At 57.3% G+C, this 20,589-nt stretch carries 22 protein-coding genes; 14 read left to right on the forward strand and 8 right to left on the reverse strand.

Translation table 11 applies throughout. The features are described 5' to 3' along the window. Positions 1-48: 48 nt before the first annotated feature. Positions 49-1,458: a leucyl aminopeptidase gene (locus tag ELB75_RS05695; protein WP_126983092.1), complete on the reverse strand. Its 1,410-nt coding sequence runs from the start codon at positions 1,456-1,458 to the stop codon at positions 49-51. Positions 1,459-1,647: 189 nt separating this feature from the next. Further along, positions 1,648-3,087, reverse strand: a complete 1,440-nt coding sequence (locus ELB75_RS05700; RefSeq protein ID WP_241236117.1) for a porin family protein — start codon at positions 3,085-3,087, stop codon at positions 1,648-1,650. 246 nt (positions 3,088-3,333) lie between these two features. On the opposite strand from ELB75_RS05700, the gene ELB75_RS05705 reads away from it, so the two are divergent. The 4 genes from ELB75_RS05705 to ELB75_RS05715 all read left to right on the forward strand — a co-directional run bounded on the left by ELB75_RS05705 (position 3,334) and on the right by ELB75_RS05715 (position 7,503). Then, positions 3,334-4,308, forward strand: coding sequence for a Slam-dependent surface lipoprotein (locus tag ELB75_RS05705; protein ID WP_126983094.1), 975 nt, complete (start codon positions 3,334-3,336; stop codon positions 4,306-4,308). A 49-nt stretch (positions 4,309-4,357) separates the two neighbouring features. Continuing rightward, entirely contained in the window at positions 4,358-5,065 is a 708-nt protein-coding gene (locus ELB75_RS13220; protein WP_431306053.1) for a TonB-dependent receptor plug domain-containing protein, read from the forward strand. Continuing rightward, positions 5,017-6,795 (forward strand): TonB-dependent receptor domain-containing protein, encoded by a 1,779-nt coding sequence (locus ELB75_RS05710; protein WP_431306054.1) that lies wholly within the window; start codon positions 5,017-5,019, stop codon positions 6,793-6,795. The genes ELB75_RS13220 and ELB75_RS05710 overlap by 49 nt, the downstream gene beginning before the upstream one ends. A 123-nt stretch (positions 6,796-6,918) precedes the next feature. Beyond that, complete coding sequence (locus ELB75_RS05715; protein WP_126983095.1) at positions 6,919-7,503, forward strand: biliverdin-producing heme oxygenase; 585 nt, start codon at positions 6,919-6,921, stop codon at positions 7,501-7,503. Between the two features lie 198 nt (positions 7,504-7,701). Here ELB75_RS05715 and ELB75_RS05720 read toward each other — a convergent pair whose 3' ends face one another. The 5 genes from ELB75_RS05720 to folE2 all read right to left on the reverse strand — a co-directional run bounded on the left by ELB75_RS05720 (position 7,702) and on the right by folE2 (position 12,319). Then, positions 7,702-8,652 carry a cation diffusion facilitator family transporter gene (locus ELB75_RS05720; RefSeq protein ID WP_126983096.1) on the reverse strand — a complete coding sequence of 317 codons (951 nt, stop codon included), beginning with the start codon at positions 8,650-8,652 and terminating at the stop codon, positions 7,702-7,704. Positions 8,653-8,883: 231 nt separating this feature from the next. After that, positions 8,884-9,459 carry a UbiX family flavin prenyltransferase gene (locus tag ELB75_RS05725; protein ID WP_126983097.1) on the reverse strand — a complete coding sequence of 192 codons (576 nt, stop codon included), beginning with the start codon at positions 9,457-9,459 and terminating at the stop codon, positions 8,884-8,886. Between the two features lie 183 nt (positions 9,460-9,642). Beyond that, entirely contained in the window at positions 9,643-10,389 is a 747-nt protein-coding gene (gene rlmB, locus ELB75_RS05730; protein ID WP_126983098.1) for a 23S rRNA (guanosine(2251)-2'-O)-methyltransferase RlmB, read from the reverse strand. Between the two features lie 123 nt (positions 10,390-10,512). Further along, positions 10,513-11,133 (reverse strand): thiamine phosphate synthase, encoded by a 621-nt coding sequence (thiE, locus tag ELB75_RS05735; RefSeq protein ID WP_126983099.1) that lies wholly within the window; start codon positions 11,131-11,133, stop codon positions 10,513-10,515. Positions 11,134-11,536: 403 nt separating this feature from the next. Continuing rightward, complete coding sequence (gene folE2 / locus ELB75_RS05740; RefSeq protein ID WP_126983100.1) at positions 11,537-12,319, reverse strand: GTP cyclohydrolase FolE2; 783 nt, start codon at positions 12,317-12,319, stop codon at positions 11,537-11,539. 233 nt (positions 12,320-12,552) lie between these two features. Between folE2 and ELB75_RS05745 the strand changes: the two genes are divergently transcribed. The 10 genes from ELB75_RS05745 (at position 12,553) to ELB75_RS05790 (ending at position 20,033) form a co-directional block, all read left to right on the forward strand. Next, a complete protein-coding gene (locus ELB75_RS05745; RefSeq protein WP_126983101.1) occupies positions 12,553-12,771 on the forward strand; it encodes a PspC domain-containing protein in 219 nt (72 codons plus the stop codon). 38 nt (positions 12,772-12,809) lie between these two features. Then, on the forward strand, positions 12,810-13,073 hold the full coding sequence (locus ELB75_RS05750) for a putative periplasmic lipoprotein (RefSeq protein ID WP_126983102.1): 264 nt from the start codon (positions 12,810-12,812) through the stop codon (positions 13,071-13,073). A 52-nt stretch (positions 13,074-13,125) separates the two neighbouring features. Beyond that, complete coding sequence (gene gshB, locus ELB75_RS05755; RefSeq protein WP_126983103.1) at positions 13,126-14,079, forward strand: glutathione synthase; 954 nt, start codon at positions 13,126-13,128, stop codon at positions 14,077-14,079. A gap of 86 nt (positions 14,080-14,165) precedes the next feature. Then, the gene (locus ELB75_RS05760) at positions 14,166-14,528 is read left to right on the forward strand and encodes a diacylglycerol kinase (protein WP_126983104.1); all 363 of its coding nucleotides are present in this window, start codon (positions 14,166-14,168) and stop codon (positions 14,526-14,528) included. A 30-nt stretch (positions 14,529-14,558) separates the two neighbouring features. Next, a complete protein-coding gene (locus tag ELB75_RS05765; protein WP_126983105.1) occupies positions 14,559-15,029 on the forward strand; it encodes a copper chaperone PCu(A)C in 471 nt (156 codons plus the stop codon). A 267-nt stretch (positions 15,030-15,296) separates the two neighbouring features. Continuing rightward, positions 15,297-15,758 carry a hypothetical protein gene (locus ELB75_RS05770; RefSeq protein WP_126983106.1) on the forward strand — a complete coding sequence of 154 codons (462 nt, stop codon included), beginning with the start codon at positions 15,297-15,299 and terminating at the stop codon, positions 15,756-15,758. Positions 15,759-16,223: 465 nt separating this feature from the next. Further along, positions 16,224-16,712 (forward strand): hypothetical protein, encoded by a 489-nt coding sequence (locus ELB75_RS05775; protein ID WP_126983107.1) that lies wholly within the window; start codon positions 16,224-16,226, stop codon positions 16,710-16,712. A 235-nt stretch (positions 16,713-16,947) separates the two neighbouring features. Then, on the forward strand, positions 16,948-17,508 hold the full coding sequence (locus ELB75_RS05780) for a gamma carbonic anhydrase family protein (RefSeq protein WP_126983108.1): 561 nt from the start codon (positions 16,948-16,950) through the stop codon (positions 17,506-17,508). A 241-nt stretch (positions 17,509-17,749) separates the two neighbouring features. After that, positions 17,750-18,943: a 3-phosphoserine/phosphohydroxythreonine transaminase gene (gene serC, locus ELB75_RS05785; protein ID WP_241236118.1), complete on the forward strand. Its 1,194-nt coding sequence runs from the start codon at positions 17,750-17,752 to the stop codon at positions 18,941-18,943. Between the two features lie 271 nt (positions 18,944-19,214). Further along, positions 19,215-20,033 (forward strand): class I SAM-dependent methyltransferase, encoded by an 819-nt coding sequence (locus tag ELB75_RS05790; protein ID WP_126983109.1) that lies wholly within the window; start codon positions 19,215-19,217, stop codon positions 20,031-20,033. Between the two features lie 155 nt (positions 20,034-20,188). On the opposite strand, the gene ELB75_RS05795 is transcribed toward ELB75_RS05790, so the two are convergent. After that, positions 20,189-20,584, reverse strand: a complete 396-nt coding sequence (locus ELB75_RS05795; RefSeq protein WP_126983110.1) for a hypothetical protein — start codon at positions 20,582-20,584, stop codon at positions 20,189-20,191. Positions 20,585-20,589 lie beyond the last annotated feature (5 nt).

A 20,589-nucleotide genomic window follows, 5' to 3' on the forward strand; every position in this document is an offset into this window, starting at 1 on the left:
GGTAACCTGCTTCTTGCCACAGGCTACCTGAAACTTATGACTGCCGCCTTACACGCCTGCTAGGTTGCAGAGGTATTGCCATAGGAGCGGCACGGGGCGGCCGGTAGCGCCTTTTTCTTTGCCGGATTTCCAGGCGGTGCCGGCGATATCGAGGTGCGCCCAGGTTTGTTCTTGGGTGAAGTGGGCGAGGAAGGCGGCGGCGGTGAGGGTGCCGGCGGGGCGGCCGCCGATGTTTTGCAGGTCGGCAAAGTTGGATTTGAGCTGCTCGCTGTATTCTTCAAACAAGGGCAGCTGCCAGGCTTTGTCGCCGCTTTGGCGGGCAGCTTCGAGCAGGCTGTCGGCCAGTTCCTGATTATTGGACACCAGGCCGCTGGCGGCGCTGCCCAGCGCGATGACGCAGGCGCCGGTGAGGGTGGCCACGTCGATGAGGGCGGCGGGCTTGAATTGGGCGGCGTAGGTGAGGGCGTCGCACAGGATCAGGCGGCCTTCGGCATCGGTGTTGAGGATTTCGATGGTGGTGCCGTCCATGGCGGTTACGATGTCGCCGGGCTTGTTGGCGGCGGCATCGGGCATGTTTTCGCAGGCGGGGGCGACGGCGATGAGGTTGACAGGCAGTTTGGCGCGGGCGGCGGCAATGAAGGTGCCGATTACGCTGGCGCCGCCGCACATATCGAATTTCATTTCGTCCATTTCGGCACCGGGCTTGAGGGAAATGCCGCCGCTGTCGAAGGTTACGCCTTTGCCCACCAGCACGACGGGTGCGGCGTTTTTATCGGGCGCGCCGAAGTAGGAAAGCTCGATGAGGCGCGGCTCTTGGGCACTGCCTTTGGCTACCGACCAGAACGAACCCATGTGTTCGCGGATGTAGTCGGTGCCGAGGATTTTGGCAGACGCCCCGGCGGCTTGGGCTTCGGCGCGGGCGGTGTCGGCCAGATAGGCGGGGGTGCAGATGTTGCCGGCGGTGTTGCCGAGGTCTTTGCACAGATTGATGCCGTGCAGCAGGGCTTGGGCGCGGCCGAGCGCATCTTGGGCGGATTGGTCGGCCGCGGGGGCGTAGAAATCGGCTTGTTGCAAGGCGGCGGGTTTGGCGGTTTTTTTGAAGCGGTCGAAACGGTATACGGCTTCGCCCAGCGCGGTGGTGAGCACGTTGAGGGCGTTGGCCAATTCGGCGGCGGAGAAGGCGCTCAAATCGATGGTAAGCACGGGCTGCTTCTGTGCCCAACCGGCGGCATGACGGAAGGCTTTGGCCAGCGTATCGCGCCCTGTGTTGTCGAGCTTGAGCACGGCGGTATCGACAAAGCTGCCGTTAACGGGAATGTGGGCGGCGGCGAAGGGTTCGCTTTCGGTGAGCGTGCCGTAGAGCAGGGCGGCGGTTTCATCGGCCGGGGCGGCGGTGCACAAATACAGGCGGGCGGCTTGGTTGGCGGGCAGGGCGGCGGAGTGGAGGTGGAATTGCATATTGATCCTTGGCTTGATTAGGGTGGAAAACGGGTGGCATTTTATCGCTTGGCGTAGGGAAGGGCTACCTGAAAACGTGGGCTGCAATGAAGCTAAAACGGTGCAGGCAGGATTTCAGGTAGCCTTCCCAATCACACAGGCAAAAGGCTACCTGAAAGTGAAGTTGAAATAATTCCAGGCAGCCTTCTGCTAGAACTGCTTTTCCAATTCCACAAACACTTGCCGGCTTTTTCGTTCTGCCCACACATGGCTGCTGCGGGTGTGTTGCCAGGAGAAATTCAGCTTCGGGGTGAGGCCGAGGATGGTCCAATTTCTGTGCCATAGCGAAGCGGAGTATTGGATTTCGTGGTCGCGGCGTTGTTCGCGCGGGAAACCTTGCGGGGTGATGTTTAGCGCGGTGCCGCGGAAACGACGTTCGGCAAAGGATACGTTGAGCCGAGTGGAGAGGCCGCCCAGTGCGTCCCAATCATGAATCCAACCGGCGCCGATGCCGTGGCGGCGGTAGGCGGCATTGTTCGGCTTGCCGCTCAGGGTGGATTGCTCCGGCAGCATCTGGTTGAAATTCAGCCCGGCATACAGCGTGTTGCGCGCTGTGGCACGCCAGGCTAGGGAAATACTTTCGCCCAAATACCAGCCGTTATACATTTCGGCTTTGGTATCCATCCGATAGCGTTGATGGTAGGCATCCAGTGCGGTGTGCAGCTGCCAGCGCGGGGTGAGCAGGCGGCTGTATTCCGTGCGCAGCCCGGGGGCGTGCGCCCACATGTGCATTTTCAGCGTGTGGTTGTTTTGCGGTTTGCGGCCATCCCAGTTGTCGGTGCCGCTGAGCTGGAATTGGTAAAACGGCATCACCAACAGCCGCTGCCGCGCATCCTGCCAGAACCAGCCCGCACCCAAACGGCCGTAGGCGCTGTCGTAGGCCGATTTGTTGCTCCAATAATAATTGGTGCCGCTCACATCCAGTTGCACGTGCAAGTTATGATGCCCGGCCAGCGGCTGGTTTTTCGCCACCCCCAGGCTGTAAGCCACGCCCACAGCATCTTCTGCGCGTTCGCGGCTGCAACCGAACGGGCTGCAATGCGGCGGCGGTGCGTTGTTCACATTGTTATCAAACGAGGGCGAAAACCCGCCGCTCCACTGCCATTGCTGCTGTTTGGCAATATGGTTCAGATAATGCTGCACATTATTCTGCACTTCCGCCGGCACCTCCTGCTCGCTCCGCACAGTTTCAAATAGCTGTGCTGATTCGCGCCATTGCTTATCTTCTGCCAGCATTGCCGCTAAATCCAGGCGGATGCGAACATCCTGCGGCTCTTTTGCCGCCAGTTCCCGATAAATTTGCACTGCGCGCGCATAGTCGCCCGCATATCTAGCCTGCATCCCCTGCGCCCGCCGCAGCAATACCGTGTCCGGCTGCGGCGTTTGCGCATACAGTGAAGTCAAATCCGCCAACAATTCCGGCTGCGGCGGGCCGTTTAATACCTGCACCAACATCCGCGCCAAGAGCTGCGGCCGTGCCAGCAAATCCTGCTGTGTGAGCACCGGCGCGGCTTGCTGCCCATCTTTGGCTGCAGGCGTTTGCGCATTGTTTTCCAACTGCCGCAGCCACTGCTGCTGCCCCGTTTGCAAAAAACGCTTCTGGTCCTGTTCTGGCGTGGTATCGCCCCAGCTGTGTTGCGCTGCACACAACGTAGAAATAATCAGAAGCGCACTCGTTTTCATCTGCATATGATAAATAATTGTTTGAAAATAATGAAATATAATAGATAAGGTTTCGTTAAGTTTAGATATTTCGTGCAAATAAAGCAGTTTTCTTATTTATAGAAATGAGATATATTACCATTCTTTTTAACGAATGGCAGGATTTAAGTAAGCATGAAACACCTGATTTTATCTTTGTCTGTGGCTGCTGCGTTGGCAGGATGTGCCGGCAGCGGCGGGGTAACCATTCCAGACGGTACCGCTCCCGTACCGCCGCTGACTCCGGCCGATTCCAGCAAAATCCTCGGCCCGGCCAGCACGGGCGAAACACCCACCACCTTCCAAACCGGTAACGGGCAGCTGCGCTATGTGTCGTGGTATGTGGAGTATTGGGGCACGCCGTCATCTGAAAACAAATTCATCTATCAGGCGCCAAACGGCAAAAGTTATGCCTTCAATGGATTCACTAATCCACCAAACTTCTCCAGCCGTTTTACGCCCGACAAAAACCAACCCACCAAGCTTAATCCGCAAACCTCAAGCGATGGCAACAAGCTGCTGGTGTGTTGTGAAAACGGTGATGCCAATTTCCCCGCAGGTTACCTGCAGTCTCTGCGTTATGGCGCATGGATTGGCGCCGACGGGCAAACCGACCTATTCGCGGGCGGCATATTGGCCGACACGGCGGATATGCAGAAACGTGGTGGCGCCACCGCACCCACCGGCAAAGCTACCTACGAAGTTTGGGCCTTCCGCGTGAAAAACGGTTCGGTTGTGGCCTCGTCCTACAATACCGACAGCAATCCGGCACGTAGGGTTAACTCTCTGCTAACCGTTAACTTCAACACCGGGAAAGTGGGCGGCACGATTAAAGGCAATGCCGATTTTGGCGCGGACATCGATTTCAACGATGTTACTGTAAACGGCAATACGTTCAGCGGCACAGCCTCTTCCGGCGGAGTGAGCGGCCAGGTGAGCGGCGGCTTCTATGGCGCGAGCGGTTGGTACAACCCGGCCGGTACGGAAATCGGCGGCAAGGTTACTTTCAACGGCAACCGCAGTCTCGACAGCGTATTTGGCGGCACGGCCACCGATCCTCGCCGCGACCCGGATACCACGGCCACCGATTTAACTCCCGTTAATCCCTAATCCTATTTTCAGGTAGCCTTTATTCCATTTTCAATTCGCTAACAGAATTATGAAAACACATATCCACCAACACCGGCCAAGTATTTTGTTCTTGGCTCTGTGCAGCATCTTCTCCGCTCCGGTTTGGGCGGCGGGCGAAACGGGCGATGCCGGTTCCGCCCAATTGGAAACCATCGAAATCCAAGGTCGCAGGCATGCGCCGCGCCAGCTTGGCCGCGAACGCATCCGCCGCGAGCAGCTGGATAAAGAAATGGTGCAGGACATCCGCGATATGGTGCGCTACGATCCCGGCATCAGTGTGGCCGAAGGCGGCCGTGCCGGCTCCAATGGTTTCAGTATCCGCGGCGTGGATAAAGATCGCGTAGCTATCGTAGTGGACGGCCTCGACCAAGGTGAAAGCCGCTCTTCTTCTGCTTTCCAAGAACTGTTTGGCGCATATGGCAACTTCAACACCAACCGCAACGCTGCCGAATTGGAGCACATGAGCGAGGTAACCATCAGCAAAGGCGCTGATTCCATTACCGCCGGCAGTGGCGCATTGGGCGGCGCGGTGATTTACCGCACCAAATCGCCGCGTGATTATGTGGATGAAGACAAGCCATACTATGTTGGTATGAAAACCGGCTACCTGAGCCGCTCCGAACAATGGTTGGCCAGCATTACCGCTGCCGGTCGGCTGGGCGGGTTTGATGCCTTGTGGTGGGCACTGTGCGTAACGGGCATGAGACTAAAAACCACAGCAAAGCCGAAAATGTAAACCTGAGATTTAACAACAACTACCGCTTTGGTTACACCACCTATAGCGGTGTGGCACGCGGTACCCCCGACCCGCAAAACACTGAAGATCATGCCGACCTGTTCCGCCTCGGCTATCACTTCAACGATAGCAACTATCTGAGTGGTATTTACGAAACCACCCGACAGGATCGGGAAACGGATGAGTTCTCTAATCTGTTTGGTGCTTATGACAGCACCAGCTACCGCTACCGCCAAGACGTGGCCTACCGCCGCCGCGTTGGCTTGGAATACGAAAACCTACTGGAATGGGGGCCGTGGAACAAGCTGACTGTGAGCTTAGACCGGCAGAAAATCCGCATGACCACCCTGACTTGGGATATTCCCACTCAAGATTACATTCAACGGATGGGGCGGAGTGCCGAAAACTACTTTATCCGCCGCAGCCTGAGTTACGATACCGACCAATTCAAAGTGGCCGCCGAAAAACATTTCGATTTCGGCAAAAGCCTGACATGGGATATGGCCTACGGCGTGGGCGGATCGCGCAAACGCAACACCAATAGCAACACCAGTTATTGGACATATGTTTTCTATCCCGACCGCCTGGCTTCTGACCGTGATGAAAAAGAATTCTTGGTCAGCACCCAATCCAATAACACGAATCTTTATTGGAACAACACCCTGCGCTTTAGCGACCGCTTTAAGCTGAACCTCGGTGTGCGCTATGACCGCATCAAAATGCACACCCTGGATACGGAAAGTTTCAACCCCGACGTGAAAGGCCAGCTTGAAGCCAAAGGCCTGTGGAACCAACAGGCACGCTTCAGTTCGCCCAGCTATGTGGCCGCATTGGATTGGAACATCAGCCCGTCGGTTACCCTGCAAGGTAAATACAGCACCGGCTTCCGCGCGCCGACCACCGATGAAATGTGGTTCTATTTCCCCAACACTCTGTTTTATGTCGAGCCCAATCCGAACTTGAAAGCCGAACGCTCCAAAAACGTTGAGCTGGGCATCGATGTGCACGGCAATTGGGGACATGTGCGCCTTTCCGGCTACCGCACCCGCTACACCGATTTCATCGATTTCGTGAATCGCGGCTACAAAGAGGTGATGACCTGGAACTACACCACTAAAACTTTGAGTAACCGCGAATACGCCGACGTTTACCAAAACGTGAACCGTTCCCAGGCCGAAATCAAAGGTTTGGAGCTGAAAGCACGCTGGAATCTCGACAGCATCGGCCTGCCCGCCGGTATGTACACCACCTTGGCCGCGAACTACACCAAAGGCGACGCCGACGGCAATATTCCGATTAACGCCATCCAGCCGTTTAACGGCGTGATCGGTATCGGTTACCAGCAGCCGGATAACCGTTGGGGCGTGGATTTGAACGTTAGCTATTTTGCGCGCAAAAAACCGGAAGACACCGTTGCCTCCTACGACAATACGGGCAGGGTTTTCCCTTATGCACGCCACAGCAGCAATATCTGGTTGGTAGATTTAACCGCCCGCTACCAGTTTAGGAAACATGTAACGATTAGCGCGGGCATTTACAACCTGTTCAACCGTCATTACTACACTTGGGAAACCCTGCGCAGCATTCGCGAATTCGGCACAGTAAACCGTGTGGATAACTGTACCGACCGAAGCGGTGTCGCCCACCACGATGGCTGCGCCCATGCCGGCCTTGAGCGTTTCAGCGCGCCCGGCCGTAATTTCGGTCTTATTATCGAAGCCAAGTTTTAAACCTTGGCAGTAAGGAAACTGTTTCAACTACGTTGAAGCTTATGTTTTCAGGTAGCCTCTGCACTTCTTTGGAGGCTACCTGAAATTGATGTTAGCAACACACCTAAACAAGGAAAACAAACCATGCAAGATATCCCGTTCAATCAATATCTGAAAGAAAACTGCCGCACCACCCACGACAGCGTGGACGAGCTGGTGATGTCGGTTAAACCTTTCGACAACACCGAAAACTACATCCGCTTCCTACAGCTGCAAGCCGTGTTCCACAAAATTGTGGACGACATCTACAAAAACCCGCAGCTCAACGAAAAAATCACCGGCCTGGCCGAGCTTGCCCGCTACGATGACGTCATCCTCGACCTGCAAGATCTGAACGCTGCCGAAAAAGCCGTTTCCCTGCCTATTCCCAAACCGGAAGGTGCAGAAGCATTGGGCTGGCTCTATTGCGCCGAAGGCTCCAACGTGGGTGCCGCCTTCTTGTTTAAAGATGCGCAAAACAACCTCGGCTACAACGCCGAACACGGTGCCCGCCACCTCGGCCCGCACGCCGACGGCCGGGGCAAACACTGGCGCCGTTTTGCCGAGCAGCTGAACAATCTGGACATTTCCGATAGCGAACGCAAACAAGCCCTGCAAGGCGCACTCACCGCTTTTGCCTTCTACAAAAGACTGCTGCGCGAAATCTTCGAATTGCCCGAAGCCGCGTAAGGCTTAATAGCCGTTTTCGGCATCACAAAAGGCTACCTGAAAGTTTCAGGTAGCCTTTGAAATAGGGCATTCTGAGTGAGTGTCGGATTCGAGAATCCAACCTACGGCTATTGCCAATTCAAACAAAAGCTGCCGCTGCCTGATGCTTTTCGGATTTTCAGGTAGCCTGAGTTCGGGTTTTCGAGCTGCCTGAAAATGCTAATGCTCGTGCATGTGCTCGTGTTCGTGTGCCGTCTGCTCGCACGCTTGGCAGCACGCCGTGCCGCCGCCGGCGGGTTCGGTTTGCACGGTGATGTGGCCTATGCCGTGCGCCCGAACTGCAGCCTGCACCTGTTTGGCCAGCATGTCGGCCTCCGCCACAGTCAGGCTGCCGGGCACAATCACATGGCAGGACATGGCGTGTTTTTTGCTGGTAATCGTCCAGGCGTGCAAGTCGTGTACGCCCAATATGCCGTTGATTTTCTGAATGTCTTCGGCAATTTTCACCAAATCCGTACCTTTGGGCGTGCCTTCCATCAGGATGTGCAGGCTGCCTGCCAGCACGCCCCAGCCGCTTTTGCCAATCAGCAGGGCCACCGCCGCACTGGCCGCCAAGTCCGCCCAGTTCCAGCCGTACAACTGTATCAGCAGGCCGGCTGCCACTGCGGCAACAGAGCCGAGCAAATCGCCCACCACATGCAAAAACGCACCGCGCATGTTCAGGTTGTCCTTCTCGCCGCGCAGCATATACCACGCGACAAATAGGTTCACCAGCAGCCCGAGCACAGCCACCGTCAGCATCGCGCCGCCCGCCACGGGCACGGGTTTGAAGGCGCGGATAACGGCTTCGACCAAAATCCATGCCGCCATTACCACCAGCGTGAGGCCGTTGAGTGCGGCAGCCAGGATTTCCACGCGCTGGTAGCCGTAGCTTTTTTGCGAGTTGGCAGCCTTTTCCGCCCATTTGAAGGCGAACAGGGCGAGGGCGAGAGAGGCGGCATCGGAAAACATGTGCCCCGCGTCCGACAAGAGTGCGAGGCTGCCGCTGAGCCAGCCTGCTGCGGCTTCCACCAGCATGAAGCCGGCAATCACGGCCAGCGATACGCGCAGGATGCGGGTGTTGGTGCTGTGGGCGTGGGCATGGTTGTGTTCGTGGGTGTGGAAGGACATGGGTACTCCTTATAGTGGCAGAGTTGGGCTACCTGAAAAATAGGTAGGGCGATAAAGGCAGGCATGGATGCCCACAGGCTTTCAGGTAGCCTGAGAAATATAAACTGTATTGTATGGGCAGTAAGAATTTATTTTCTTGCCTGTCTCATAGGCTACCTGAAATATCCCGGCTGCGTGACTGCCGGTATGTTCAGGTAGCCTTTTGCCAGATTGTGCAGGCGGTTTCCCGTTTCAAGGTGTGCCGCCGCTCCAATGGGGCAAATCGGGAATGCGGATGCCGAACAGGCCGAGGGCTCGGCCTACGCTGTGGGCGAGCAGTTCGTCTATGCTTTGCGGGCGCAGGTAGAGGGCGGGCACGGGCGGGAAGATGATGCCGCCCATTTCGGTGATGCGGCGCATATTGTCGAGGTGGGCGAGGTTGAGCGGGGTTTCGCGCGCCATCAGCACGAGGCGGCGGCGCTCTTTGAGGGTAACGTCGGCGGCGCGGGTGAGCAGGTTGTCGCCCAGGCCGTGGGCGATGGCGGCGAGGCTGCGCATGGAGCAGGGGGCCACCAGCATGCCGGCGGTTTCAAACGAGCCGCTGGCAATGGCGGCGCCGAGGTTGCGGACGGGGTGCACCACGTCTGCCAGCGCGGCAACATCTTCGATGCGGTGCGCGGTTTCGTGGCGGCAGGTGTGTTCCGCACCTTCGGAAATCACGAGGTGGGTTTCGATATCGGCTGCGTTTTGCAGCAGTTGCAGGGCTTTGTGGCCGTATTGGAAGCCGTCGGCGCCGCTGATGCCGAGGATGAGGCGTTGGGTGGGCATGATATTGGCTGGGGTTTGGGGTTTCAGGTAGCCTTTTAGACGGGCTACTTGAAAATTTTAGGGATAGGCGGAATAAACTGCCTGCATAGAGTGTCGGTGGGGAAGTGCTTTGGTTTCGCTGAAGCCCGGGCTTTCAGCTAGCCAAGATGGCCTGAGGCTACCTGAAACTCATAGCTGTTAGCTTCAACCTGCCTTCAGTACGCGCTGGCGGCGGGTTTCGGCCAGCACCATGCCGGTACTCACGGAAACGTTGAGGCTTTCCACCGTGCCGAGCATAGGGATGGACACCAACGCGTCGCAGTGTTCGCGGGTGAGGCGGCGCATGCCTTCGCCTTCGTTGCCCATCACCCAGGCCACGGCGGCGGGGATGTCGTAGTGGAACAGGTCGGCTTCGCCGCCCATGTCGGTGCCTACGATCCAGATGTCGCGCTCTTTGAGTTCGCGCAGGGTGCGGGTGAGGTTGGTGACGGCGATGTAGGGCACGGTTTCGGCGGCGCCGCAGGCCACTTTGCTCACGGTGGCGTTCAGGCCGACGCTGCGGTTTTTCGGCGTAATCACGGCATGCACGCCCATGGCGTCGGCCACGCGCAGGCAGGCGCCGAGGTTGTGCGGGTCGGTGATGCCGTCGAGGATGAGCAGCAGGGGCGGCTCGGTGAGGTTGTCGAGCACGTCGTCGAGGTGGACGTGATTGTGTGAAGCGTCGATAAAGCCGGCGATGCCTTGATGGCGGGCGTGACGGCACAGGTTATCGAGGCGGGCGGCTTCCACGAAGTGAACGGGAATATTTTCCTGCGCGGCTTTTTCCAAAGCCTGCTGCATACGGGTATCGTGGCGGCCGGACAGGGCGTAGAGCTCGGTGAGGCTTTTGGGGTTTTGCCACAGGCGGGCGTTGACGGCGTGGAAGCCGTAAATCAGTCGGCGGTTGGACATATGGTTTGCTTTCGTGATACAGGCTACCTGAAAAAGCGGATGCGGTTTCAGGTAGCCTTTTGGATATTGGGATTTAATTTACGCGGCAGTTTGCGCTTGCGGATGGCCGCATGGTGCGCGGCCTTATTCCGGCCACAATTGCTGGAAGACGCGCACGGCGGCGGCGGGGTCGGGGGCGTGGGTGACGGCGTTGACCACGGCCAGCGAGGATACGCCGGTGGCGAGCACGGCGGGCGCGTTTTCCAGCGTGATGCCGCCGATGGCCACGGTGGGGGTATTGCCGGCCTGCTGCACGTAGCGGCGCAGCTTGTCCAGCCCCTGCGGCTCGGTGGGCATGGCTTTGGTGTGGGTGGCAAACACGGCGCCGCAGGCCACGTAGCTGGGCTGCACGGCTAGTGCGCGGGCCATTTCGGCTTCGTCGTGGGTGCTCAGCCCCAAGCGGATGTCGGCGCGGGCGAGGGCGGCGAAGTCGGCGCTGTCCATGTCTTCTTGGCCGAGGTGCACGCCGTAGGCGCCTTCTTCGAGGGCGAGCTGCCAGTGGTCGTTGATAAAAAGTTGGCTGTGCGAGCTGCGGGTGGCGGCGATGGCGCGGCGGATTTCCCGGCGCAGGGCTTCGCCGGTGAGGGTTTTGCTGCGCAGCTGCACGGTGTCTGCGCCGGCCTCGACCATGCGTGCCACCCAATCGGCATCGGGCACGACGGCGTAGAATTTGAGGGGGCGGACGATGGGGGGAAAGGGTTGCATAGCGGGCTGCCTGCGGGTGGTTGCGGGGTGGCTATTATAGCGCAGCCGCCGGCGGGACGGATGGCGGAAGTGGCTGCGACGGCCTTCGGGCGTGAAGGCTGCTTGAAAGCCAAAACTTTTTTCAGGCAGCCTCATCCGGATGGCGGATTGGAATCAGGTTGGAACAAGGTGGTACAGAAGTTCGGCAAGACAGGGCAACGTGGTATAGTGAATTAACAAAAACCAGTACGGTGTTGGCTCGCCTTGCCGTAACGTGTGTACTGTCTGCGGCTCGCCGCCTTGTCCTGATTTTTGTTAACCCTCTATAACGTTCTTATTATAGTCGCTATATTTTGGCTATAGCCAGGCAATAGAAATGCTACCTGAACATTTCAGGTAGCCCTTTATTTGCTGCGAATGCGGCTTAGGGATGTTCGATCAGCGCATAGGCCGAATGGTTGTGGATGCTTTCGAAGTTTTCGCTTTCCACGCTGAAGCGGTCGATGCGCGGGTCGTTTTTCAGCGCCACGGCGATGTCGCGCACCATGTCTTCCACGAATTTGGGGTTTTCGTAGGCGTGTTCGGTAACGTATTTTTCGTCGGGGCGTTTGAGCAGGCCGTAGAGCTGGCAGGAGGCTTTGTTTTCCACCAAATCGATGATTTCTTCAATGGAGACTTCCTGTTTGTGGCAGGTGAGGGTAACGGTAACGTGCGAGCGCTGGTTGTGCGCGCCGTATTGCGAAATTTCCTTGGAGCAGGGGCACAGGCTGGTAACCGGGGCCAATACTTTGATTTGGTGGCTGTATTCTCCGTTTGCCGACACTTCGCCCTGCCAGGTGACGGCGTAGTCGAGAAACGAGGTGATGCCGCTCACGGGGGCGGCCTTTTTGCGGAAGAATGGAAAGCTGATATGGATGCGGCCTGCTTGGGCATCGAGCCGCTCCAGCATATCGAGCGTGAGCCGGTGCAGGCTGGTGAAATCGAGCACCAGGTGCTGCCGCTCTTCCATCAGCGCCACAAAGCGCGACATATGCGTGCCTTTTTGCGAGGCGGGCAGGGCAACGGTCATGCCGATGCGGGCGATGGTGTGCTGCACGCCTTCTGCGCTCTGGATTTGCAGCGGGAAGTGCAGGTCTTTGATGCCCACTTGGTTGATGGGCATATTGCGTTGGTCGGGGCTGCTTTGCACGTCGGCAATGGCATTCATCCGTGGTTTCCTTATCGGGTGTGTGTGGCGGCGGGTTAAGGTGGCGAAGTATAGCCCTGCCGCTGCCGCCGGGCAATTGCGAGTTTATAGCGCAGATTTATGGCCGCGATTTTGCCGCCCGTTCCGGCGGCGGGTGTTGCCTGCGCTTTTGGTTTATCATATTGCTTTATCTGCATACTGCCGCGAACATCCGCGCAGCCGGAAACCCCAACACCCGCATAAAGGAGGCACCCATGCCACAACCGCAACTGACTAAACTACACCGTTCCTACCAACACCGCATGATTGCCGGCGTGATGGGCGGCATTGCCGAATATTTCGGCTGGTCGCCCACGGTGACGCGCATCCTGTTCGTCATCATTTCCTGCTGCAGCGTGGCCGTGCCGGGCATCATTATTTACCTTATCCTGTGGATTCTCATGCCCAACGCCACACCCGATTCCTACCGCTAACCCATTTCAGGTAGCCCGACCCCCGTAAGGAAAGCCCGATGAAACACATTGCCCTAGTTTTAACCGCCAGCCTGCTGCTCGCCGCCTGCCAAAGCACCGGCACGGTAGCCGAACAGCAAAACGCCGTTTTCCATCCCTTAACCCAAGGCGAAAATAGCCCCGAAGAATTTGCGCGGCACTGCGCCGCCGAACAAGGCACGTTGGGCGTGGTGCAGGCTGTCGAACACCGCCATGCCTACACGCTGGTCTGCCGCAGCGCCGACGGAACGCTGGCCTACGGCTACGGCATCGGACGCAGATAATTCAGGTAGCCCGAACCCCCGCCAACTAACAATTCCACACCAAGGACACCCCATGAACATCCTCTTCATCGCCGACCCGTTGGCCACCTTCAAAACCTACAAAGACACCACCTACGCCATGATGCGCGAAGCCGCCAAGCGCGAGCACAAATTGCACCACGCCCTTGCCGGCGAACTCTCCGTGCAAAACGGCAAAGTAGTGGCCCAAGCCGCGCCGTTCCAATTTATCGGCGCAAAAGACGACCACGACCACGAATGGTTCAAACCGCAGGACAAAGTGCAGGCTGCCTTAACCGAGTTCGACGCCGTGATTATGCGCACCGACCCCCCGTTCGATATGCAATATTTATACAGCACCCAGCTGCTCACCCTAGCCGAACAGCAGGGCGCAAAAGTGTTCAACAGCGGGCAGGCCATGCGCGACTTCAACGAAAAACTCGCCATTTTGAATTTCGCCCGATTCACCGCGCCCACCCTCGTTTCCACCCGCGCCGCCGACGTGCGCGCCTTTCTAGCCGAACACGGCGACATCATCGTCAAACCGCTCGACGGCATGGGCGGCATGGGCATTTTCCGCCTCACCGAACGCGACCCGAACATCGGCAGCATCCTCGAAACCCTGATGCGGCTGGACACACGCACCATCATGGCGCAACGCTACATCCCCGAAATCGTGCACGGCGACAAACGCATCCTCGTGATTGACGGCGAAGTCGTGCCCTTTGCCCTTGCCCGCATCCCACAGCAGGGCGAAACGCGCGGCAATCTGGCCGCAGGCGGGCGCGGCGTGGCGCAGGAATTGAGCGCGCGCGACCGCGAAATCGCCGAAACCCTCGCCCCCGAACTGAAACGGCGCGGCATTTTGCTGGCCGGCTTGGACGTGATTGGCAGCCATCTAACCGAAGTGAACGTGACCAGCCCCACCGGTTTCCAAGAAATCACCAAGCAGAAAGGCTTTGATGTGGCCGCCAAATTCATCGACGCAGTGGAGCGCAACGCGGCGTAGTTTTCAGGTAGCCTTAGCTGGTTTGACCAAAGGCTACCTGAAAAACCGAAACCCATCCCCACACACCCACACAGGGAATCACCACTATGAAACCCGGCAAACGCGGCCTTGCGCGCCTGATCGCCGCCGCCCAATACTCCCGCGACGGCATCGCCGCCGCTTATCGCAACGAAGCCGCCTTTCGCCAGCTGGTGTGGCTGCACGCCGTGCTGCTGCCCCTGGCGTGTTGTTTCGATTTCGATACGCCTGTGCGCATGCTGCTGGTGGGCGCGTCGCTGCTCTCGCTGATTGTGGAGCTGTTCAACACCGCCATCGAAGCCGTGGTAGACAGGATTTCCGAAGAGCTGCACCCGCTCTCCAAAATCGCCAAAGATGCCGGCTCCGCCGCGCAACTGGTGGCGCTGTTGCTCGTTGGCATTTTTTGGCTGATGGCCTTCAACACCCTGTAGTCCAACCCCGTTTGATAGAAAGGAAAGCATATGAAGCTTAAGCAAATCGTTATCCTCTCCGGCCTGCTCTTGGCCGCAGCCGCCCAGGCAGAAGTGCGCGCCAGCCGGGCTTGGGCGCGGTTTACCGTGCCCGGCATGAATTCCGGCGGCGTGTTTATGCAGCTGGAAAACGGCAGCCCCGCCGATACGCTGATCGGCGGCAGCAGCCCCGTGGCCGAAAGCGTGGAAATCCACGAACACGTGATGGCCGGCGGCAATATGCGCATGCAGGCCATGCCGCAAGGCTTGCCGCTGCCCGCCAACGAGCGCACCGAGCTCAAGCCAGGCGGCTACCACGTGATGCTGATCGGCCTCAAACAGCCTCTCGCCGCTGGCAGCCGTTTCCCGCTCACGCTGAAATTCCGCCATGCCCCCGAGCAAACCGTGCAGGTGGAAGTGAAAAGCCCGAGTGATGAAGCGGGCGGCGGGCAGCACCACCATCATCACCATCACTCGCATTAGCGGATAAGATTTCAGGTAGCCTCTTGGTTGGGACGGAGGCTACCTGAAAATAGATTGGGCTGTTTTTCAGAAGAAGGCTGGGGGGGATTGATGGATAATAAAATTGTCCGGTTTTTAACAGCTTTGTTTATAACGGCAATAATTGTTTATGTGTCTATCTATATTTTGATGTGGCCGGCAGTGATGCTGATATTTATGTTGGGGGATGGGGCTGTTCCGCTGCTGGTCTGTGGTTGGATTGTACTGATGTGCTTGGTATTCTTTGGCATGTTGAAAGTTACGGGAGAAGGCCCTTCTCCCGTACAGGAGCAAGATAAAATCGCATATCAACAGCGCCGAACCAATATGCCGCCGCCCGAGCCGCCTGCCACCGACCTTTACAATTTCCAATTGCTAAGCAGTAGCTACCACATGCTGCAATGGCTGGCAGACACGCCCTACCAACATATTTGCCAGAACATCGAACAGCTGCTGCGCCAGCAAAGGCCAGACAGCCGCCTGCTCGATATTGCCGCCACTTCCATGCCGCAATGGCAAACTGTGGAGGTGCGGGAAGAAGAAAACGGTGAAACCGCCGCCGTCAGCCGCACCGGCATGGCGTTTGAATTTGTGCTGCATGTGTCCGGCAACGGCCAAACCCGCAAGCTCACCGGCGTATACACCTGGGCAGGCAGCCGCCTAAACTCGCCCGCCTGCCGAGCAGCGCCAGCGAGTCTGGCTCGATCTTAACGGCACGCTGGCCGAATTCGGTGGCGGCCGGATGGCCGAGCGGCTCAATGAGGCAGGTTAAGCGCTTGGCCGTATCCCATTATTTTTATTGCGCCGAAACATCGTTTTAGCTTCGCAGAGACTCAGCTTCGGCTGCGCCGAAACATCGTTTTCAGGTAGCCTCTTGGCGGGTGGAGGCTACCTGAAAAAAGATAGGGCTGTTTGCAAAAGATGATTGGAAGATTGATGATTAATAAATTTGTTTGTTTCCTAGCTGCCCTGTTTATAACGGTTGTGCTGATGTATATAGCCGGTCTCCTTTTGGGAGAGTGGCTATATATCTTAGTGTTCTTGCTTTTCCTTGGTCCGGACGGGTTTTTTTGGGGAGTTGCTATCCTGATTGTGACTGGCGGTTTTATATTTGCCTGTGTGTTCGGCATGCTGGGCGGCTGGAGAAAAACACAGAATCAAAGACGGGAAGCGATCATGTGCCAACAACGCCAAACCGATATACAGTCTTCCGAGCCGCCCACCACCAACCTTTATGATTTCCAGCTGCTAGGCAGCTCCTATTCCATGCTGCAATGTCTGGACTACACGCCCTACCAACACATTTGCCGAAACATCGAACAGCTGTTGCACCAAAAAATGGCCGACAGCCGCCTGCTCGATATTGCCGCCACTTCCATGCCGCAATGGCAAACCGTGGAGGTGCGGGAAGAAGAAAACGGCGAAACTGTCGCCGCCAGCCGTACCGGCATGGCGTTTGAATTTGTGCTGCATGTGTCCGGCAACGGCCAAACCCACAAACTCACCGGCGTATACACCTGGGCAGGCAGCCGCCTAAACCGCCCGCCCGCCGAGCAGCGCCAGCGAATCTGGCTCGATCTCAACGGCACGCTGGCCGATTTCGGCGGCAGCCGGATGGCCGAGCGGCTGAAGGCAGCGAATCAGAGCAGCCTAAAGGCTACCTGAAAACAATAGGCGGGATTAAACCCGCTGCCTTCCCGTTATGAGGGGGCAGTGTGAATTAAGCAGGCCGGGCAGCGTTGCCACGCTATTTGTTCGGCCTTGTGCCGGCATGCCAAAGCTGAAGGCTACCTGAAAATCGGGAAAAGAAGCGCCAACCGGTTTTGCCGTATCCGGGCCGGCTTTGCCGTTATCAGATTTTCAGGTAGCCTTCGCAGTTTGATGAGAAAAGGAGTTTCCCATGAGCAATATCCGCCCTTATTTGGCCGCCATGCCGCAGGTGCATGGCAGCTGTTACCTTGATCCGCTGTGTTTGGTGGCGGGGGACGTGGTGCTGGCAGAGAAAGTGTCGGTGTGGCCGTTTGCTGTGTTGCGCGGGGATGTGAACAGCATCCGCGTGGGAAAACGCAGCAATATTCAAGATCATGTGATGCTGCATGTGAGCCACAAAACAGACGGCAAGCCGGAAGGTTCGCCGCTGCTTATCGGCGAGGATTGCACCATCGGCCACCATGCCACGCTGCACGGCTGCACCGTGGGCAACCGCGTGTTGGTGGGGATGGGCAGCATCGTGCTGGATGACGCGTTGCTTGAAGACGATGTGATGATTGGGGCGGGCAGCCTGGTGCCGCCGCGCAAACGGCTGGAAAGCGGCTATTTGTATGTGGGCTCGCCGGTGAAGCAGGTGCGGCGGCTTATGGCGGAGGAGCTGGCGTTTCTGCCTTATTCTGCGGCGCATTATGTGCGGGTGGCGGAAGGGCATAGGGCTGCGTTGGGGGGGGTGATTCTTATAGCGGGCTAACGGCACGGCGTTTTCAGGTAGCCTCTCCGGCAGGCTACCTGAAAACGCTGCTCCCATGAAATCCAGGCCGCTCCTGCCAAGCAGCAAAGACCAAAATAGCGACAGGGTGGGCTTCACTTGCTGTTATTGAATTTATGGCGATAAATCCTGTTTGTGATGAGTAAATGGTGAAAATCACTTTTATTGGCTGGTAATCGTAGCTGATGAACAGTTTTTCACTGTTATGCCGTTTGGCGGGGAAATGGCGGAAATCCTTGCTGCAACGGGTTTGCAAACGATAGAATCCCCACCCGTTAAGGCATCCCGCCATATTTTCAATCGAGTTTTTACTGTGGATACCCCGATTTACAACTTCTCCGCCGGCCCGGCCGTGCTGCCCGAATCCGTATTGCGCACCGCGCAAAGCGAAATGTTCGACTACAACGGCACGGGCTTTTCCGTGATGACCATGAGCCACCGCTCCGACGTGTTCATGAGCATCCTCTATCATGCCGAGCAGGATTTGCGCCAGCTCTTGAATATTCCCGATAATTATAAAGTTTTGTTTTTGCAAGGCGGCGCCAGCGCGCAGTTCAACATGACCGTGATGAACCTGAGCAACGGCTTCAAGCGCGTCGATTCCGTGGTGAGCGGCAACTGGAGCCGTATCGCCCATCATGAAATGGGCAAATTGTCGGATGTAAACATCCATCTGGCCGCGCACGGCGGCGAGATGTTCGACTACACCGACCTGCCGCCGGTTGCGTCTTGGGATATCGACCCGAGCTCCGCCTTCGTGCATTTTGTGATTAACGAAACCGTGCACGGCCTGCAATACCGTGAAGTGCCCAAACTGGGCGCGGATATGCCGCCCTTGGTGTGCGATATGTCGAGCGAGATTCTTTCCCGCCGCGTCAATGTGGCCGATTTCGGCGTGATTTATGCCGGCGCGCAAAAAAACATCGGCCCTTCCGGCACCACCATCGTCATCATCCGCGAAGACCTGCTCGATCGCTGCTCCAGCCGCGTGCCCGATGTGTGGAACTACCGTTCGCACATCAACCGCCAAGGCATGTATAACACCCCCGCCACTTATCCCATCTACATTTCCGGCCTCGTTTTCCGCTGGCTGCAGTCGCAAGGCGGCGTGGAACACATGGAAACCATCAACACCCTCAAAGCCAAAACCCTGTATGCCGCCATCGACAACAGCGGCGGCTTCTACCGCAACCGCGTCGCCCCCGCCGCCCGTTCCAGAATGAACGTGATCTTCACCACCGGCAGCAAAGAATTGGATGAACTCTTCGCCCAAGAATCCACCACGCGCGGCCTGCGCCTGTTGCGCGGCTACAAGAGCATGGGCGGCATGAGGGCCAGCATCTACAACGCCATGCCGCTGCAGGGCGTGGAGGCGCTGATTGAATTTATGCGCGAATTTCAGAAACGCTACGGCTGAGCCGTGCTTAAAAATTAGGCGTATAATGAGGCTATCTGATAATTATTTTCAGGTAGCCTCTGTTTTTGCTTTGCGGAAGCCCCGTTTGAGCTTGGCAGAAATGCTTTCAGGTAGCCTCTGATTGGGTTTGTTTCCGGGTTTCAGACAAAATATAGTGAATTAACAAAAACTAGTACAGCGTTGCCTCGCCTTGCCGTAACGTGTGTACTGTCTGCGGCTCGCCGCCTTGTTCTGATTTTGGTTAATTCACTATAGTTTACAGGAGAACGCCATGATTAAAATCGAAAACGCCGTCAGCGAAACCTTGCTGATTCCGCTCTACATGAAATACCTCTCTTCCCAAGAGGCAAACCCCATCCTCACCGATCCCGCCGCCTGCCGCCTGGTGCCGCAGATCGACTATGATTTTGCCAAGTTTAACCGCGCCAAGCCCTCCCGCATCGGTACAGCCATCCGCGCCCGTTATTTCGACCGGCTCACCACCGATTTCATCCGCCGCCAAAGCCGCCCGGTGGTCGTGATTATTGGCTGCGGGCTCGACAGCCGCCGCGAACGCATCGGCAGCGAAGCAGACGGTGTGCCGTTTTATCAGCTGGATTTGGAAGACGTGATTCAATGGCGGCGCGCCATCCTGCCGCCGCAAAGCAACGAAACCCTGATTGCCGCTTCCGCCTTCGACACCGAATGGATGGACGAATTGCACGCCCGCCACCCCGATGCGCAATTCCTGTTTGTGATTGAAGGCGTGCTGATGTATTTCTCCAACGAAATGGTACGCGGCCTGTTCCAAAACCTGGCTGCCCGTTTCCACGGCGGCGAAATCGCCTTCGATATGTGCAACAGCTGGACAGTCAAAAATTCTGCCCGCCACGATGCCATGAAGCACGTTAGCGCCCGCTTTGAATCCTTTTGCGACAACGAACGCGAGCCGGAGCAATGGGCAGGCAATCTGCACTTCATTTCCAACCGCTACATCGTGGGCGATTTTCCTGCCGAGTGGAAACGCATCGGCTTTGTTTCCAGCCTGATTATGCGCCTGGTGCGCGTTATCCGCGAAAGCAGCCGTATGCTGCATTATCGGATTGATTAGGCGCGGTTTGTTCTGCAAATCAAGGCTTGTAGGTTCGGATTCTGTGAGCCACACCTAATCAGTTGGGCGAATCTTCAAGGGCAGCGCATTCAATGCCCGCTAGCGCAACGTGGCGGGCCAGTGCTGCGGCATTTTTATGTTAATCACGATGCGCTTTACTTCTTCAGGCGCAATATTTCGCACAAGGTGCCGTCGTGCAGCCAAATCATGGCGCATAGGCCATACAGGCAGGCAGAGGCGGGGGCATTGCCGCTGCGCATCATTTCGAGTGCCGCCGGATCGCGCCACGACCAATACAGCCAGTAGATGCCGTCAACGGAAAACCACATGCCAAACAGCGCCGGCGGCAAGTATTTCCACTGCCACCGCGCCAGTGTGCGCGAGGTAATGGGGGCGAAAAGATAAGTGCTGAAGGCCATCAGGAAACTGATGGGAATATCCCAGTCGGGTGCGGGCTGGAGGTAGGAACCGGCAATAAGGATGGCGATGCCGCAGGCAAGCGAAAACAGCTTCCAAGGGCGGAGGTAGTCGTGAAGGGAAACGAGCGGCATTTTCA

This window comes from Eikenella corrodens, from assembly GCF_003990355.1.
GTDB classification, from domain to species: domain Bacteria; phylum Pseudomonadota; class Gammaproteobacteria; order Burkholderiales; family Neisseriaceae; genus Eikenella; species Eikenella corrodens_B.

Excerpts from the sequence above, each read along its gene's own strand:
- ELB75_RS05750 (WP_126983102.1), top strand. The coding sequence starts at position 12,810 with ATGAAACACATTGCCCTAGTTTTAACCGCCAGCCTGCTGCTCGCCGCC.
- ELB75_RS05745 (WP_126983101.1), top strand. The coding sequence starts at position 12,553 with ATGCCACAACCGCAACTGACTAAACTACACCGTTCCTACCAACACCGC.
- serC (WP_241236118.1), top strand. The coding sequence starts at position 17,750 with ATGGCGGAAATCCTTGCTGCAACGGGTTTGCAAACGATAGAATCCCCA.
- ELB75_RS05715 (WP_126983095.1), top strand. The coding sequence starts at position 6,919 with ATGCAAGATATCCCGTTCAATCAATATCTGAAAGAAAACTGCCGCACC.
- thiE (WP_126983099.1), bottom strand. The coding sequence starts at position 11,133 with ATGCAACCCTTTCCCCCCATCGTCCGCCCCCTCAAATTCTACGCCGTC.
- ELB75_RS05705 (WP_126983094.1), top strand. The coding sequence starts at position 3,334 with ATGAAACACCTGATTTTATCTTTGTCTGTGGCTGCTGCGTTGGCAGGA.
- rlmB (WP_126983098.1), bottom strand. The coding sequence starts at position 10,389 with ATGTCCAACCGCCGACTGATTTACGGCTTCCACGCCGTCAACGCCCGC.
- folE2 (WP_126983100.1), bottom strand. The coding sequence starts at position 12,319 with ATGAATGCCATTGCCGACGTGCAAAGCAGCCCCGACCAACGCAATATG.
- ELB75_RS05765 (WP_126983105.1), top strand. The coding sequence starts at position 14,559 with ATGAAGCTTAAGCAAATCGTTATCCTCTCCGGCCTGCTCTTGGCCGCA.
- ELB75_RS05695 (WP_126983092.1), bottom strand. The coding sequence starts at position 1,458 with ATGCAATTCCACCTCCACTCCGCCGCCCTGCCCGCCAACCAAGCCGCC.
- ELB75_RS13220 (WP_431306053.1), top strand. The coding sequence starts at position 4,358 with ATGAAAACACATATCCACCAACACCGGCCAAGTATTTTGTTCTTGGCT.
- ELB75_RS05795 (WP_126983110.1), bottom strand. The coding sequence starts at position 20,584 with ATGCCGCTCGTTTCCCTTCACGACTACCTCCGCCCTTGGAAGCTGTTT.
- ELB75_RS05760 (WP_126983104.1), top strand. The coding sequence starts at position 14,166 with ATGAAACCCGGCAAACGCGGCCTTGCGCGCCTGATCGCCGCCGCCCAA.
- ELB75_RS05720 (WP_126983096.1), bottom strand. The coding sequence starts at position 8,652 with ATGTCCTTCCACACCCACGAACACAACCATGCCCACGCCCACAGCACC.
- ELB75_RS05790 (WP_126983109.1), top strand. The coding sequence starts at position 19,215 with ATGATTAAAATCGAAAACGCCGTCAGCGAAACCTTGCTGATTCCGCTC.
- ELB75_RS05725 (WP_126983097.1), bottom strand. The coding sequence starts at position 9,459 with ATGCCCACCCAACGCCTCATCCTCGGCATCAGCGGCGCCGACGGCTTC.
- gshB (WP_126983103.1), top strand. The coding sequence starts at position 13,126 with ATGAACATCCTCTTCATCGCCGACCCGTTGGCCACCTTCAAAACCTAC.
- ELB75_RS05770 (WP_126983106.1), top strand. The coding sequence starts at position 15,297 with ATGTTGAAAGTTACGGGAGAAGGCCCTTCTCCCGTACAGGAGCAAGAT.
- ELB75_RS05775 (WP_126983107.1), top strand. The coding sequence starts at position 16,224 with ATGTGCCAACAACGCCAAACCGATATACAGTCTTCCGAGCCGCCCACC.
- ELB75_RS05780 (WP_126983108.1), top strand. The coding sequence starts at position 16,948 with ATGAGCAATATCCGCCCTTATTTGGCCGCCATGCCGCAGGTGCATGGC.